The following is a 17046-nucleotide window of genomic DNA, read 5'->3' as shown; positions in this document are numbered from 1 at the left end:
CGAGTTCATGTAAAAAGCCGCAATTTTTTCTGCGGCTTTTTTATATTTTAAGTTATCAAAATAATTCCTAACGTAAAGTTAAAAAATCCTCTTTTTTTGCCCCTTATCTAGCTCTGAATTTGAATATTTTTTAAACAAAAAACCATGTTTATTTAATACCAGTTAATTTTACGTCCAATTTGCGTTTAGAGCGTCTTTTTTAAATTTGCGCTACCCTAGTACCATTTTTCCAAAATAAAGGCTATTTATGGCGTTTTTAGAGTAGATGAGTAGAGCTTTTTCATACAATTTTCCCATCAATCTCAAAATTACGCTTTTTTAGATGATTTCATCATCTAGCAACACAGAAAAAATATTATGAAAAATTGCCCCATTCTTGAGGTCGAATTGACCACCTTTTCAACCACAGTCATATTATTTTTTCGTTTGCCCTTTCTTAGTTTTTTTAATACAACGCTCCCTATAGTTGAATAGTGTTGGTTTCTTGTCGAGATCCTCAAGAACAGGCTAAAATATACTCACAAAAATAAATCGAAGTTAAAACAAGGAGTGTGCTACCAATGAAATCCATTACTGAATGGTTTGATGAATATAGCGAAAGTCATCAAAATCCAACCAATAAACAAATTCACTGGCTTTGCGTTCCCGCCATTTTATTTTCTATTATTGGAATCATTGCGCATTTCAGCACATTGCTTACTGCTTTATTACTTGTGTTGACCTTAGTATTTTATGCACGTTTAGATCTTGTACTTGCTGTGGCAATGGCTGCCTTACTTGTTGTTATGGCATGGCTCATTTACACCCTACCTGTAGGAGTCGGGTTTTATATCGCTATTTTTGTGATTGCTTGGGTTGGACAATTTTACGGACATAAAGTCGAAGGCAAAAAGCCCTCGTTCTTTAAAGATTTACAATTCCTATTGATTGGACCAGTTTGGTGTATGGATGCTTATCTCTCAAAAATTTTACCTAAATGGAAAAGCAGACAAAAACAAGCTCTTGCTTAAAGATGAATTTAAAGCTGAATCCTTTCGATTCAGCTTTTGCATGTTAGTAATTTATTAGAAAATTTATAAAGTAAAAAAATCCTAAACTTGCTATCACACTTAAAAGAACTTTTTTTAGGTACATAGCGATTACAATACAAAAGATTGCTGCATAAATATAAGGATTATTTATCACGCCTCTTAAATGATCTCCATCGAAAAAAATAACTGGAATACAAATTGCAGTTAACAAACAAGGTGCAGAATAGTTAAGCATCTTATTCAGAATAAGCGGCAGTTTAATTTTCACTTGAGGTTCTAAAAAATAATAGCGATTAAAAAAGACGATTGCTGCCAAGCCTAAAATCATAAACCAAGACATATTATTGCTCCTTACCTATTTTTTCAGTTAAAACAGCAATTAACATTCCCATTAATCCTGAAAGTAAAATCGCACCCTCAATTTGATAAAATTTAAATAAAAACCCACTTAAACAAGTTGTTAGCACCCCAGCTATGACCGGAAATCCTTTACATAACGGCACAATCATAGCAATAAAAATAGCAACGATCGAAAAATCCAAATGGTAATTTAAAAGATCAGGTATCACTGTCGCCAGCAGTATTCCCACCAAACTAAAAGCAACCCAAAATAAATAAAAACACAGTCCAGCTCCCAACAGATATTCCGAACTTCTTTTTTCAAATGGAGCACTCACCGCAAACAATTCATCTGTTAATAAAAAGCCTAAACTCAATCGTTTAGGCAAGGACAAAATAGAAATGTCATTTCTTAAAGTTAATGCATAAATAAAATGCTGAGCCGTTAAAAAGAAAATAGTCAAATAAATTGTAAAAACAGATGCACCTTCCATAGCCATGCTTAAACTAACCAACTGAGCAGCTCCAGCAAAGACGAGTCCAGACATTGCTAGTGCTTTATAGAAAGATAATCCTGCATGAATTGCCATAGATCCCGCTAGGATTGCCCACGGAATAATAGAAATTGACAAGGGCAAAATATCCATTGCGCCACGTAAAAATAAATAGGATGGCTTATTTTTTGAAAACCCAACTGGCTGATTAAGCTGAATATTCATATATAAAATCCAATATAAGAAACATCTCTATACCATGCTTGATGAGTGCCGACTTATATTGGATAAAATTGCTTTAAAACTAATTTATTTATATGTTCAAACTTGCTACATATTGAGTGGGTGTGACGCCCATTGCTTTTTTAAAGTGACGGTTAAAATGGCTTTGGTCAGAAAAACCACATTGTTGTGCCACCATGGCAATTTGGTCCCCCTGTTTTAATAACTGTCTTGCTTTTTGCAAACGTGCTTGTACAAGCCAAGCATGAGGTGGCAGACCTACATATTTTTTAAATTGCCTTAAGAAATGCCAAGCGCTCAAGCCGACCATGTCAGCCAAATCTTGTAAAGAAAAGTTTGTTTCAGGCATTTCTACGAGTAATTCTTTAACTCTTAATATTTTTGAATATGCTTCTGGTAACTCACAAAAAGTATGATTTGATTTACCATGTCTCTTCATAAGACAAGCTAAAGTTGTTAAATACATCGTTTCTTTGAGCAGGAAATTATCTTTTTGTTCTAATAAATCAAAAAGTAAGCAAAGCTGTTGAGCCAAACCTAGGTCGCGAATCACAGCTTGAGGAAACCATGGGGCGCCATGTGGATTTTCAAAAAAATCTTGGCTAACTTCTGCTAACATTTCAGGTGTTGGATAGATCGCTCGATAACGCCACCCTGATTCAACAGCCGATGAACCAGTATGGATCTCGTCAGCATTGACTAAAATAATATCGCCTTTAGGAGCTACATGTAGCTTTCCCGTCCTAAAAAAAGACTGTGCTCCTTCTTCAATCACACCAATACAGTACCCTTCATGAGTATGCTTTGAAAATTGTGTTTGGTGATAATGTGCTTTTAATAACTCTAAACCGCCCAACTCTCGCACATGCAGATAATCGGCTTGCTCCCGCTGCATAAATACGTCTCATCTATTCAATAAAAAAACCATAGCACGTTTTAACAAACTGAATAGAACAAAATTGCTCTATGAAAATAATCTGATTAAACGTTCACGTGAGCTTTATTGATAGATCTGTCCGTCATGTTTAAGCCATCCACCCTCATGACGACCTTGTGGATCGCGATGAGTCCAATGTAGTACACCACCTTTTGAGTTGTATTCATATTCGCCATAAAACTCAACGATGTCACCTTTATTTAGATTAGAAATTTTAGGTGCCAAATCGATATTATGTGCAACCAAAATTGAAAGACCATTTTTTAATACTAGAATGAATTTCTGGTGTCTTGACCCATCATTATCATCTCTTAAAATTGCTTTGACTCGACCACTTCCCTGCACTTGAACATTACTTTGTCTCTGCTCATAAGCAGCTTTTACAGTGTCCACCCCATTATTTGAAAGTGTAGTTTCATTACGCTGAGCTGCGGGTATAGTTGATGATGGTAATTGACTTTGCTTGTGCCCAGATAAATCCAGACCAAAATACGCAGCAATCAATAAAATAATCACACCAGCAATACTGAGATTTTTTTTATTTGTCATTGTATACCCTTATTTTAACTGAGATAAAAAAAGCCCCAATGGGGCTTTTTTTATTGTGATACGAATTACTTCGCAGCAGCTTGAGCAGCAGCAACTTCTTCAGCGAAGCTAAGTTCTGCTTTCTTCTCAATACCTTCACCAACTTCGAAACGTACGAATTCAGCAACAGTAGTACCAGTTGCTTTTAATACATCAGCAACTTTCTTGTCATTGTCGATTACATACATTTGACGATCAAGAGCAACTTCGTTCAAGTATTTATCAACTGAACCAGTTACCATTTTCTCAACGATGTTAGCTGGCTTACCAGATTCTAACGCTTTCGCTTCAGCAATTTCTTTTTCTTTAGCGATAAGGTCAGCAGGAACAGCTTCAGCATTTACAGCTACTGGGTTGAATGCAGCAACGTGCATTGCAATACCTTTACCAGTATCAGCATCACCAGTATAAGAAACTACAACACCGATTTTTAAACCGTGTTTGTAGATAGCCAAGTTTTCGCCTTCAACGATTTTCGCGCGACGAACTTGGATGTTTTCACCGATTTTTTGAACAAGTGCAATACGAGCTTCTTCAACTGATTGACCGTCTGCTAATTTTAATTCAGCGATTTTAGCAGCATCAGTTTCACCAGCAGCTAAAGCAGCAGTAGCAACAGCTTTTGAGAAGTTAGAGAAGTTTTCGTCTTTAGCAACGAAGTCAGTTTGACAGTTAACTTCAACTAAAATTGCTTTGTTGCCTTCTTGAACGATTGTGATTGCACCGTCAGCAGCAATGTTACCAGCTTTTTTAGCAGCTTTAGCTTGACCAGATTTACGAAGGTTATCAATAGCAAGCTCGATGTCACCGTTCGCTTCTGTTAATGCTTTTTTGCATTCCATCATTGCAAGACCAGTACGGTCACGTAATTCTTTTACCATGCTTGCAGTAATTGCAGTCATGTTGATCTCCTAAAATCGGTAGAAAATAAATCTTTTCAACAAAAACGGCCCAAAGAAACTCTGGGCCGTTTGCACTCTCGACGCTTAATTTGCCACCATTACATGTCGCAAAAATGACAAGCCTGCGTCAAAACGCATTAAGCCTCAGAAGCGTCTTTCGCAGCGTCATCGCCTTTTGCTTGAGCGTTCGCTTGAGATTGAGCGTATTCTTTACCAGCAAGAATTGCGTCAGCCATAGCTGAAGCATATAGAGTTACTGCACGGATCGCATCGTCGTTACCAGGAATAACGTAATCAACGTTGTCTGGGTTAGAGTTTGTATCAACGATACCGATAACAGGAATACCTAAGTTCTTAGCTTCTTTGATTGCAATCGCTTCGTGATCAACGTCGATTACAAATAATGCGTCAGGTAAACCACCCATGTTTTTAACGCCGCCTAAAGAGCGCTCAAGTTTTTCCATCTCACGAGCACGTTCTAAAGCTTCACGTTTAGTAAGCTTAGCAAAAGTACCATCTTGAGATTGAGTTTGAAGATCTTTTAAACGGTTGATAGATTGGCGAAGTGTTTTCCAGTTCGTCAACATACCACCTAACCAACGGTGATCTACATATGGTTGACCAGCGCGTTGAGCTTGTTCACGGATGATGTTAGAAGCAGCACGTTTTGTACCAACGAACAAAACTTTGTTCTTTTTGCTTGCTAATTGGTTAGCGAAGTTCAAAGCATCATTTAACGCAGGAACAGTGTGCTCAAGGTTGATGATGTGAATTTTGTTGCGCGCGCCAAAAATGTATTGACGCATTTTTGGGTTCCAGAAACGAGTTTGGTGACCAAAGTGCGCACCTGCTTGAAGAAGGTCGCGCATGCTTACGTTGTAATCTGCCATTTTCTTTACCTTAAAAGTTGGGTTAGGCCTCCATATATCCGCATTCTCCACCTTTTTACGGGCACCCAGAGTAATGTGACGATATATGTGCGGATTTTTTACTCCATCTATCAAAATTGTTCGTAAAAGATATTCACGAAAAGCATTTGATAAAATGGGCGGCTATTTATACCATAGACGCTTGTAAATTACCAAAAGTTTTTAGAGATCATGAACAGTACTTATACAGCTCCACGTCGATTAATCAAAACTCCAGATGAAATTGAAAAAATGCGCATTGCAGGACGACTGGCGGCTGAAGTTCTAGAGATGATCAAGCCCCATATTAAGGCAGGTGTAAGTACACTTGAACTTGATACCATTTGTCGTAATCACATTGAAAATGTGCAACATGCTATTCCTGCATGTGTAGGCTATGGTGGAGCTCCTGGGCGCCCTGCTTTTCAACACTCTATTTGTACTTCGGTTAACCATGTTGTCTGTCATGGTATTCCCTCTGAAAATAAAATTTTAAAAAATGGTGACATCCTTAATATTGACGTTACTGTCATTAAAGATGGTTATCACGGCGATACCAACATGATGTATGTCGTTGGTGGTGAAACTTCTATTTTAGCCAACCGTCTATGCAAAGTTGCTCAAGAAGCGATGTATCGTGGGATGGCAACTGTTAGAGATGGTTCATATTTAGGTGATATCGGCCATGCAATCCAAAAGTATGTCGAATCAGAACGTTTTAGTGTAGTACGCGAATATTGTGGTCACGGTATTGGAACTGTTTTCCATGATGAACCTCAAGTACTCCATTATGGTCAAGCTGGTACAGGTATGCGTTTAGAAGCAGGTATGACTTTTACAATTGAACCAATGGTAAATGCTGGCGTATGGCAAACTAAATTGTTAGGTGACAAATGGACTGTCGTAACCAAAGACCATAAACTTTCAGCTCAGTATGAACATACTATTTTAGTCACCCAAACAGGCATTGAAGTTTTAACTGCTCGTCCTGAAGAAGACCTATCTCGCTTCAACCAATAATTTAAAAATCTTAAATAAAAGGCTACTTTGTGTAGCCTTTTATTATTTATTATGTACTTTTTATTAATAAATCTTTCTAAATATAAACAAATATTTCAAAAAAATTACAATTATTAATTTTTAATACACAATCTATTCAATAAAACAAGGTATGGTGGGCTCAATAAAAATCAGTAAACAAATGTCGGACATGGAGTCCTTTTATGATGAAAAAGTCATTATTTTGTATGACAGCTGCCTTTTTTGCTCTGCCAACATTCACTTATGCCGCTTCACCATATTTTAGTTTTAAAGATGGCGATGGCTTCAAACGTTTTTCTGTCTCTGCTGGTCCTTTATATGTCAAACCAACAGGAAAAGCTCAGCCTTTACATGTAAATACTGCAATCGCAGAAGGAACAAAAACAAGAGTAGGAAATGTAAAAGGTGATTCAGTATTAAATTCCATTGATGAATCACAACCAAATGCAACAGCTAAAAAGGCATTACTCAAAGGTGTATTAGATTTCGAGAGAAATACACTTCTTAACCTAGGGTTGCCTGGTATCGTATCTTATAAAGGTGATGACGGAGCTCAGTATCTAAGAGCAGATACCGCAGGCTCTGCAGTAATTAATGGCCTCTCCTCTTGGGATAATCCTGGTACTGGTCTTGAAGCTGATGATGTAACAACACTAGGTTTAATGACAAGTTATTTCTTTACAGATAATGTTTCATTAGAAGTGAAAGCAGGAATTCCACCTAAAGTCGATCTACAAGGTAAAGGTAAAATCTATGCCCCTCTTACGGGTACAGCCACTCCAGAAGATTTAGGTGTAATTGTCGGAGACCTACCGCTTAAAAATAATATTTTTATTACCGATCTTGAAGCCCATGGAAGTGCTGCATCAGCTCGTGCCTGGACACCAGCTTTTGAACTTCAGTACCATTTTGGCAAGACTGGCGTAAATAAATTTAGACCGTATGTTGGACTAGGTGTGATGTATGCCTATTTCAGTGAACTGGAAATGAATCCTGAAATTGAAAATGATTTAATCAATGCAGGTCATATGATTGTGAATATTAAAGATGGTAAAGCTGGAGCTGCTCTTGATCGTAAAAAAAGTTCTGGTGATCCTAAAGTAGACCTTGAGGCATCTGATGCAATTGCGCCCGTAGCAACTTTGGGTTTCACCTATGACTTCAATGACAAATGGTATGCGGTTGGTTCTGTCTCTTACGCTCACTTAAAAACAGATACGACTATTACAGTCAATGATGCCAAATATGGTGAATTAATTAATGCAAAAGCAGATATCGAAATTAATCCAATTTTAGGTTATGCCGGTATTGGTTACCGCTTTTAACTTTTGTATCACCCAAAGCTATAAAAACTTATGCACGTTTTTATAGCTTTCTTTTTTCCACATTTTGCTTCTTTTTAAATCAAAATGCTAAAAAAATGAGCACTTTTATAAAGCCGATTGAAAAAATTTACCGCCTTCCTCTCTTATGACCATTTACTGATTTATTTCTGTTTTTTAATTAATTTTATTTTTAATAAACTAACTCAATAGAATTAGAAAGTAATTTTTCCTTTTTAGTAAAATTAATTTTTTGGCACAAGCTTTGCTTTATTCATAGCGAGATGAGTCAACGATGATTCAATGAATAAACCAAGACGGCCAACGATGTCCGCTCTGATCGGTCTGCAGATAGGCAATAAATTGCCATGCAAATTAAAATTTCGTTCAGTTCAGAGGGACGGCGTATGTCTTCAAATATCAATCTAGATGCAAAAAAAGCAACTGAAATAAAATTATTTAGCTTTTCTACTCCTGCAATGCGTGCTTTCCACATGACATGGCTCGCATTCTTTGTGTGCTTCTTCGCATGGTTTGCTTGCGCACCATTAATGCCAGTTATTAAAGGCGAGTTCGGCTTAACTAAAGATCAAATTGCCAATATCAATATTGCCGCCGTTGCAATTACGATTTTAGTACGACTCGCTGTCGGTCCACTTTGTGATAAATATGGCCCGAGGATTACCTATACCGCCCTTCTCTTGCTTGGCAGTATTCCTGTATTTGGCGTTGCTGCTGCTAATAGTTATGAGTCTTTTTTATTCTTCCGCTTACTGATTGGTGCAATTGGCGCAAGCTTTGTTATTACGCAATATCATACAAGCGTTATGTTTGCACCTAATGTTGTAGGTACAGCAAATGCGGCAGCAGCTGGTTGGGGTAATGCTGGTGGCGGTGCAACCCAAGCTCTAATGCCTTTATTACTTGGCGCAATTGTCATGTTCGGTGTCGAACAAACTATGGGTTGGCGTGTTGCATTAATCGTACCAGGCGTAATGATGGTCATTGTTGGTATTCTTTATTGGAAACTCACCCAAGACTGTCCTCAAGGAAACTTCAAAGAAGTCCGCGCACAAGGGATTGAAGTTGGCAGTGGTAAAAAAGGTGGCATGGCAATTTTGATGCAAGCTGCTCGTAACTACCGTGTCTGGATTTTATTTGTGGCTTACGGTGCATGTTTCGGTATTGAAATTTTTATCCATAACGTTGCAGCAATGTACTATGTTGATCACTTCAAAATGGATTTAAAAACTGCTGGTTTAACCGCGGGGATATTTGGTCTTCTTGCACTCTTTGCTCGTGCACTTGGCGGTATTATTTCCGATAAAGTCGCACTCAAAAAAGGTTTAGATGGCCGTACTAAAGTACTAGTACTCATGATTTTAGGTGAAGGTTTATTCTTAATTCTTTTCTCTCAAATGAATGTGATAGCTCTTGCAATTATTTCTATGACGATTTTTGCCCTGTTTACTCACATGGCTTGTGGCGCGACATATGCTCTTGTACCATTTATTGATCGTAATGCATTAGGTGGTGTTGCAGGCATTATTGGTGCAGGTGGTAATGTTGGTGCAGTTGCAGCTGGTTTCTTATTAAAAGGTGTACTCGATATTCAAACTTGTCTATTTATTTTAGGTGGGTTGGTTATAGTCGCTGGCTGTAGCGTAATTCTAATTCGCTTCACGACTGAACATAAAGAAAAAGAACAAGTACTTTTTGAACAAGCATTACTTGAACGTAATTCCGTAGCATAATTTCTACAAGAAGCAGAGATCAAAATGGTGTCTGCTTCTTTAATTTCCTTCTCATAAAATACGATCCTTAAGAACTTTTTAATTCTTCTTAAATATTCCCTCTAACTATATCGATATTTTTCGATATATCTTCTACAATAAATCATCATTATTATAATTTTCCATTAATCATGACTAAAACTGGCAACCAATTTTCTCAGTCCCTCATCTATATGCTGATTGGCAGTGCAATTATTTTGGCCCTTTCATTAGGTGTCCGTCATGGTTTCGGTCTCTACCTTGTACCCATGAGCCATGAATTTGGCTGGGGACAGCATGTTTTTAGTCTTGCGATAGCCATGCAGAACCTGATATGGGGAGCTGTTCAGCCTTTTACCGGTGCAATTGCAGATAAATATGGCAGTAAAGTTGTAGTTGCTGTTGGTGGTTTACTTTATACCCTAGGCCTACTTTTAATGGCTTTTAGTTCAAGTGTACTCATTTTGAATTTAAGCTTAGGTCTTATTATTGGTTTAGCTTTATCAGCAACCTCTTTTACTGTTTTACTGAGTGCAGTAGGCCGAGCTGCCCCTCCAGAAAAAAGAAGTATGGCAATGGGTATTGCTAGTGCAGCAGGCTCTTTTGGTCAGTTTATTATGTTACCTTCCACCCTTCTCTTGCTTAAAACGGTAGGATGGTCGTCAGCTTTGATGGTGAGTGCACTATTAATTGCTCTTATTATTCCCCTAGCGTGGATGCTAAAAGGACCAAGCAATCAAACGCCAAAAGCAATTGCTGAACCACAGCTCACATTTAAACAAGTACTGAATATTGCTAGAAAACATAAGCCATTCTGGTGGTTAGCTTTAGGCTTTTTAGTCTGTGGGTTTCAGGTGGTCTTTTTAGGCGTTCATCTGCCGGGCTATTTAATCGATCACGGCTTTGATGCAGCTACAGGAACTGTGTTTCTGGCACTAGTAGGACTATTTAATATTGTGGGAACTTATGGGGCGGGTTGGCTGGGAGATCGATTCTCAAAACCTAAATTATTAATGGCACTTTACGGTAGCCGCGGCATCGCAATCATGGCCTTTTTACTATTACCTCTAAGCACTTATACGGTATATGCTTTTGGCGTCATTATGGGACTTTTATGGCTCTCTACAGTTCCACTTACCAACGGCATTGTCGCAAATATGTTCGGTGTTAAATACCTTTCAATGTTAAGTGGTATTGTGTTTTTCACCCATCAAGTCGGTTCTTTCTTTGGCGGTTGGCTTGGCGGTGTTAACCATGACTTAACAGGTAATTACAATGCGATTTGGCTATGCTCAATAGCATTGAGTATATTAGGGGTAATCGTACATTTCTTTGTAAATGAGGAGGCTGTTATTCATGACGCATAATGCCTTACTTTTGAAAACAATTATGACTTTGCTCGTGATTATCCTGCTAGCCTGTTCAATCATTTTATGGAAACAAACTCCTGATTTGTTTGTATATTTCAATCAAGCATTTTGTGCCCACTAGAGATACAGACAGCCAGACGCATACTGCTAATTGTCATAAAAATATAAAAAACCTATGGTCTAATGAAAATAAAAAAGCCCGCAAGTTTGCGGGCTTTTTTATGAAAAACTTATTTAAAATCAAAACAAACGATTCATACCATTAAGCGCAGCTACACGATATGCTTCTGCCATTGTTGGATAGTTAAACGTTGTTTCAACAAAATATTTCAGAGTATTGTTTGGGCTGTGCATAACTGCTTGCCCAATGTGGATAATTTCGGCAGCGTTATTACCAAAACAGTGAATACCTAAAATTTCCATAGTGTCACGGTGGAAAAGAATTTTTAACTCACCCACTGTATCACCGGTAATTTGCGCACGAGCCAAATGACGGAAAGAAGCTTGACCTACTTCATACGGAATTTTCTCTTCCGTTAATTCCTGTTCATTTTTACCAATTGATGAGATTTCTGGAATGGTATAGATACCTGTTGGGATATCACGTACTGGCTTCGCATCTTCACCACTCATGTTTGCACCAGCACAGCGCCCTTGGTCATAAGCAGCAGAAGCAAGTGATGGCCAACCAATCACGTCACCAGCAGCATAAATATTTTCAACTTCAGTTTGGTATTGATCATTTACTGAAAGTTGACCACGGTTATTTGGTACTAACCCAACATTCTCAAGACCTAAGCCTTCTGTGTTACCTGAACGGCCGTTACACCAAAGAATCGCATCGGCTTTAATCTTTTTACCACTTTGTAAATGTAGTACAACATGGTCATCAAACGTTTCCAGATGATCCATTTGCTCATTGTGACGAATCAATACACCTTGTTCACGTAAGTGATAAGACAAAGCATCAGCAATTTCATCATCTAGATAACTTAATAATTTTTGCTGAGTATTAATCAAGTCAACTTTATGGTCCAAACCAATAAAGATTGAGGCATATTCACAGCCAATAACACCTGCACCGTAAATAATGATTTTTTGAATTGAATAATCAAGATCAAGGATTTTGTCCGAATCGAATACGCGAGGATGATCAAAGTCTAAACCTTGCGGATGATAAGGACGACTACCTGTCGCAATCACGATTTGCTTACAGATAATTGTTTCTTTAATGCCTTCATGGCTAAAAACTAAAACTGTATTTTTATCTTGAATATATGCACGGCCGTGGAATACACCGATTTTGTTACGATCGTAAAAACGTGTATGCGTATCAACCTGTTGTTGAATTACTTTGTGTGCATTACGCAAAACCTGTTTCATGGTGAACTGTTTCCATTCACCTACTTTCTGAAACATTGGATCACGCTGATAACGAATAATACTAGAAACTGTTTGACGTAATGCTTTACTTGGAATGGTACCAACGTGTGCACAGTTACCACCCAGTTGATCACGCACATCTACAATTGCAACACGCTTACCCGCTTTTGCAAGCTTCATTGCCGCGCCTTCACCTGCAGGTCCAGAACCGAGAACTACCGCATCGTATTTAACGAAATTCCCACTAACGACCTCTTTTTTACGTGGCATTGAAAGCTCCTTCCTCACTTGAATGACCATATTTTATAATAAATTATGGCTAATATGCGGTGAATTTATGTATTTCTCAACCCTATATTTCTGAATAACCACATTTATTATATGAATAGTTATTTTCCGCTATTAACTGCAGAAGTTCGCTATAATACAATGTCAATGTCTCTATAAACGAGTGGAAAAGTTAAATATGTCAGAACACCGTAAACCTGAACAGGGTGTAAAACTTCGTGGCGCAGAAAAAGTCGCAAGAATTCCTGTAAAAGTTGTACCTACGGTTGAAGTGCCGCGTAAACCTGACTGGATTCGTGTCAAGATGACGGCACCAGAAGAAGTTCAGCGTATTAAAACCACTTTACGTGCTCAAAAACTCCATACCGTTTGTGAAGAAGCTGCTTGTCCAAACCTACCAGAATGTTTTGGTGGTGGTACAGCAACATTCATGATCATGGGTGATATTTGTACACGTCGTTGCCCTTTCTGTGATGTAGCACATGGTCGTCCAAATGCACTCGATGCAGATGAACCTCGTCATATGGCAGAGACAATTGCTAATCTTAAGCTCAAATATGCGGTAATTACTTCGGTTGACCGTGATGACTTACTTGACGGCGGTGCACAACACTTTGTGGACTGTATCAAAGAAGCTCGTGCACTAAGCCCAAATACATTGCTTGAGATTTTAGTACCAGATTTCCGTGGACGTATGGACATTGCTTTACGCATTATGACTGAATGTCCGCCAGACGTATTTAACCACAACATTGAGACTGTGCCACGTCTATATAAAGCAATGCGTCCAGGTTCAGACTATCAACATTCTTTAAACTTATTAAAAATGTTTAAAGAATATTGTCCTGACATCCCAACAAAATGCGGTTTGATGGTGGGTATCGGTGAAACTGAAGAAGAAGTTATTGCATTGCTTGATGACTTGCGTGCTCACGATGTTGACTATGTGACTATTGGTCAATACTTACAACCTTCTAAACAACACGCGCCAATTGACCGCTTTGTAACACCAGAAGAGTTCGAACGTTATGCAGAACATGGCCGTAAACTTGGCTTTAGAAATATTTGGTCTGCACCAATGGTTCGTTCAAGTTACTTTGCTGATCGTCAATACCACGGTGAACCAGTACCAGAAGTTCGTCGCAAAGTAGATCCAGCTAAAAAAATCGCTGTTCAAGTTGTCGAAGCTTAAAAATTAAATATCTGTAAAAGCCCTCTACTTTAGAGGGCTTTTTATTTGTATAAGAAAATCAATAACATTTCTTGACAAATCGATAAAACAACCCATTACACTTTCACTTAAAAATATCTTATACCTAAAAGTACGATATATCCCTGCTCTAGCATATACATCAATTGCGACATAAAAAATTAAATTTAAACAGCATTAAAAATTAGCTAGTTAAGCCTTAAATCTCTCCTCGCTTTTTTGTAACTTCTAACTTGAGGGCTTATCTAGCAAGGAGCAAGTATGATTTTCCTACTCTTTGTTTTAAGCGTTGTCATTCAGCTTTTTGCAATATGGGCAATTTTCTTTTTTAATCTAAACAGAACCATTGGTAGTGTTATTATGATTGCTGTAGCCATACTTACTGCACTCATATTAACGCCATGGGCTCTCCTTTTAGGTATTCCCCTTATTGCCCTTAGTATCATTATTTTATTTGCACCATTACGCTTTAATCTGATTACTCAACCTGCATATAAAACATTAGCAAACTCAATGCCGAGCATCAGTACGACTGAACAAGAGGCTTTAGAGGCAGGTACCAGTTGGTGGGAAAAAGAATTATTTATGGGGGCACCCGATTGGTCACAATTTGAAAAATATCCCTACCCAACCTTGTCAGCAGAAGAACAAAGTTTTATCGACAATGAAGTTGAGCTCCTTTGTAGCATGCTAGATGAATGGGAAATTCATCATCACTTAAAAGATCTACCACCAGAAGTTTGGCAATTTATTAAAGATAAGGGTTTTTTAGGACTCATTATTCCAAAATCCTTTGGCGGCAAAGAATTTAGCTCATTTGCCCAAAGTCGTATTATGAGCAAAATTGCTTCCCGCTCACTCACCACAGCTGTGAGTTGTATGGTTCCAAACTCATTAGGTCCGGGTGAGCTACTCATGCACTACGGTACAGATGCACAAAAACAGCAGTATTTACCGGGCCTTGCTAAAGGTGAAGAGATCCCATGCTTTGGTTTAACCAGTCCAGAAGCAGGTTCAGATGCAGGCGCGATTCCAGATTCGGGTATTGTTTGCTACGGCGAATATGAAGGTGCTCAAGTCCTTGGACTTCGCATGAATTTCTCTAAACGCTGGATTACGCTTGCGCCAATTGCCACCGTTGTTGGTCTAGCCTTTAAACTTTATGACCCAGAAGGCCTATTGGGAGATAAAAACAAAACAGAATACGGTATTACTTGTGCCTTAATTCCTGCAAGCCATGCGGGTGTAAAAATAGGAGCACGCCATTATCCTGGTTCACCATTTATGAATGGAACAGTAGAAGGAGAAGATGTTTTTATTCCTATTGACTGGATTATTGGTGGTCAAGAAAATGCCGGTAAAGGTTGGCGAATGCTCATGGAATGTTTAGGCGTGGGCCGTGGTATTTCCCTTCCAGCTCTAGCAACAGCCGCAGGTGAAATGAGCTATTTAACCGTTGGTGCTTTTGCGAAAATTCGCCAGCAATTTAATATTTCTGTCGGTAAATTTGAAGGCGTACAAGAAGCAACCAGCGAAATTGCCAGCGATGCCTATATGCTTGAAGCATTCCGTTATTTAGTGACATGTGGCCTAAACCAAGGTGGAACACCTGCCGTGATGACTGCTATGGCAAAATATTATGCAACTGAAACGATGCGTAAAGTTGTCAATCACGGAATGGATATTGCTGGAGGACGTGCAATTCAACTTGGGCCACGTAATTTCCTTGCCCTTACCTATCAAGCAATTCCAATTGCTATTACGGTAGAAGGCGCAAATATTTTGACCCGTTCATTGATGATTTTTGGTCAAGGCTCAATGCGTTGTCATCCTTATCTATTTGAAGAGTTACAACTCCTTCAATCTGAAGATAAAAATAACTCAGTCAAAAAATTCGATGATTTGTTATTTAAACATTTAGCCTATACCTTTAACCGCGGTGCTAGATCATTTGCCTACGGTTGGACAGGTGGCTCAAGCGATGCGCCTCAGTCAGCAGATCAATTCACTGCAAGTTACTATAAAACGATTAATCGTTTTAGTGCCAACTTCGCACTTGTTTCAGATATGTCACTTGGCCTACTTGCAGGCGACTTAAAACGCAAAGAAATGTTATCAGGCCGCTTGGCAGATATTCACGCGCACCTCTTTATTTCTACTGCGATATTAAAATTTTATGAAGCTGGACAAAAAACTGAAGCTGAACAACTTCACGCTAAATTAGCGCTACAAAAAGCTTTCTTGAATATTCAGGAAGCATTTTGGGGATTATTTGAAAACTTCCCAGCTAAACTTCCAGCAGCATTTGTAAAATGGATCTGTTTCCCTTTTGGTCGTATCATTTCAAAACCAGATGATGAATTAAAACAACAAGTCGCTGAACTTATGATGCAAGAGCACCCTTTCAGAGAACAGCTTAAACATCACGTATTTTATTCAACCAAAGCCGATGATGTAACTGGTCGTTTAGAGCATGCTTTCCAAATTCTACGAACACTTGAACCACTTTGGGATAAGTTTAAAAAAGCTGAATCTAAAGGCAAATTTACGGGACTTACTTTCGAAGAGAATATTGCACAAGCAATAAAAGAAGGCTTTATTTCTGAAAGCGAAGCTCAACAATTATTGCAATACAACGCAATTCGATTCGATAGCATGCTTACAGATGTGTTTGATGAAGATTTAAATAAAGATCTTCCTTTGTCAAACCCTCATCAAATTTAGTGACTGATGCCTCCACTAATTCACTATTGCAATCATTTTTGATTCGCATTAATTAATAAACAGCCATAAAAGCGTCAATCGACGCTTTTATTTTTAGGAGAAATTAATGTCTAAGCAAGATTACGAAAATGGATTAAAAGTTCGCACAGAAGTGATGGGGGAAGCTTTTGTAAAGCGTGCACAAGAAAATACCGTACCCTTTACCCAGCCTGTGCAAGACTGGATTAACGAGCATGCATGGGGATCGACTTGGCAACGTGAAGGTGTGCTACCTCGTAAATATCGCTCATTAATTACTTTGGCAATGCTCACGGCACTAAAATCACCAACTGAACTCAAAGGCCATGTTCGTGGTGCACTTAACAATGGTTGTACAGTTGAAGAGATTCAAGAAACTTTATTGCACAGCCTGCCATATTGCGGCGCCCCTGCTACACAAGAAGCTTTTCGCGCTGCTTTAGAAGTGATTCAAGAATATCAACAACAATAACTTC

General features: G+C 38.4%; 15 protein-coding genes. 8 read left to right on the top strand and 7 right to left on the bottom strand.

From position 1 onward, the window contains the following. Positions 1–560: 560 nt before the first annotated feature. Entirely contained in the window at positions 561–1010 is a 450-nt protein-coding gene (locus F928_RS07270; RefSeq protein ID WP_002118194.1) for an Mpo1 family 2-hydroxy fatty acid dioxygenase, read from the top strand. A 43-nt stretch (positions 1011–1053) separates the two neighbouring features. On the opposite strand, the gene F928_RS07265 is transcribed toward F928_RS07270, so the two are convergent. From F928_RS07265 to rpsB, 6 genes are all read right to left on the bottom strand, one after another. Then, positions 1054–1371 (bottom strand): AzlD domain-containing protein, encoded by a 318-nt coding sequence (locus F928_RS07265; protein WP_002118104.1) that lies wholly within the window; start codon positions 1369–1371, stop codon positions 1054–1056. A 1-nt stretch (position 1372) separates the two neighbouring features. Beyond that, on the bottom strand, positions 1373–2089 hold the full coding sequence (locus tag F928_RS07260; RefSeq protein WP_002118115.1) for an AzlC family ABC transporter permease: 717 nt from the start codon (positions 2087–2089) through the stop codon (positions 1373–1375). An 88-nt stretch (positions 2090–2177) separates the two neighbouring features. Next, positions 2178–3002 carry an AraC family transcriptional regulator gene (locus F928_RS07255; RefSeq protein WP_005073433.1) on the bottom strand — a complete coding sequence of 275 codons (825 nt, stop codon included), beginning with the start codon at positions 3000–3002 and terminating at the stop codon, positions 2178–2180. A gap of 105 nt (positions 3003–3107) precedes the next feature. Continuing rightward, entirely contained in the window at positions 3108–3593 is a 486-nt protein-coding gene (locus F928_RS07250) for a DUF3465 domain-containing protein (protein WP_002118103.1), read from the bottom strand. Between the two features lie 65 nt (positions 3594–3658). Then, positions 3659–4534, bottom strand: coding sequence for a translation elongation factor Ts (gene tsf, locus F928_RS07245; RefSeq protein ID WP_002118238.1), 876 nt, complete (start codon positions 4532–4534; stop codon positions 3659–3661). A 137-nt stretch (positions 4535–4671) separates the two neighbouring features. Then, positions 4672–5424, bottom strand: a complete 753-nt coding sequence (rpsB, locus tag F928_RS07240) for a 30S ribosomal protein S2 (RefSeq protein ID WP_002118204.1) — start codon at positions 5422–5424, stop codon at positions 4672–4674. A 210-nt stretch (positions 5425–5634) separates the two neighbouring features. On the opposite strand from rpsB, the gene map reads away from it, so the two are divergent. The 4 genes from map to F928_RS07220 all read left to right on the top strand — a co-directional run bounded on the left by map (position 5635) and on the right by F928_RS07220 (position 10944). Further along, the gene (gene map / locus F928_RS07235; protein WP_002118165.1) at positions 5635–6462 is read left to right on the top strand and encodes a type I methionyl aminopeptidase; all 828 of its coding nucleotides are present in this window, start codon (positions 5635–5637) and stop codon (positions 6460–6462) included. 203 nt (positions 6463–6665) lie between these two features. Beyond that, positions 6666–7808 carry an OmpW/AlkL family protein gene (locus F928_RS07230; RefSeq protein ID WP_005073430.1) on the top strand — a complete coding sequence of 381 codons (1143 nt, stop codon included), beginning with the start codon at positions 6666–6668 and terminating at the stop codon, positions 7806–7808. A 404-nt stretch (positions 7809–8212) separates the two neighbouring features. Further along, positions 8213–9559, top strand: coding sequence for an MFS transporter (crnA, locus tag F928_RS07225; RefSeq protein ID WP_002118212.1), 1347 nt, complete (start codon positions 8213–8215; stop codon positions 9557–9559). A gap of 170 nt (positions 9560–9729) precedes the next feature. Continuing rightward, positions 9730–10944, top strand: a complete 1215-nt coding sequence (locus F928_RS07220) for an MFS transporter (protein ID WP_002118121.1) — start codon at positions 9730–9732, stop codon at positions 10942–10944. A gap of 243 nt (positions 10945–11187) precedes the next feature. On the opposite strand, the gene sthA is transcribed toward F928_RS07220, so the two are convergent. Next, positions 11188–12600, bottom strand: coding sequence for a Si-specific NAD(P)(+) transhydrogenase (sthA, locus tag F928_RS07210; protein WP_002118117.1), 1413 nt, complete (start codon positions 12598–12600; stop codon positions 11188–11190). Between the two features lie 196 nt (positions 12601–12796). On the opposite strand from sthA, the gene lipA reads away from it, so the two are divergent. From lipA to F928_RS07195, 3 genes are all read left to right on the top strand, one after another. Next, positions 12797–13810: a lipoyl synthase gene (lipA, locus tag F928_RS07205; RefSeq protein ID WP_002118167.1), complete on the top strand. Its 1014-nt coding sequence runs from the start codon at positions 12797–12799 to the stop codon at positions 13808–13810. A gap of 279 nt (positions 13811–14089) precedes the next feature. Next, positions 14090–16552, top strand: a complete 2463-nt coding sequence (locus tag F928_RS07200; protein WP_002118123.1) for an acyl-CoA dehydrogenase — start codon at positions 14090–14092, stop codon at positions 16550–16552. A 106-nt stretch (positions 16553–16658) separates the two neighbouring features. After that, complete coding sequence (locus F928_RS07195; RefSeq protein WP_002118157.1) at positions 16659–17042, top strand: carboxymuconolactone decarboxylase family protein; 384 nt, start codon at positions 16659–16661, stop codon at positions 17040–17042. The last annotated feature ends 4 nt before the right edge of the window (positions 17043–17046 follow it).

The organism is Acinetobacter pittii ATCC 19004 = CIP 70.29 (assembly GCF_000369045.1).
Lineage (GTDB): Bacteria > Pseudomonadota > Gammaproteobacteria > Pseudomonadales > Moraxellaceae > Acinetobacter > Acinetobacter pittii.
This window is presented reverse-complemented; position numbering and strand designations above follow the sequence as displayed.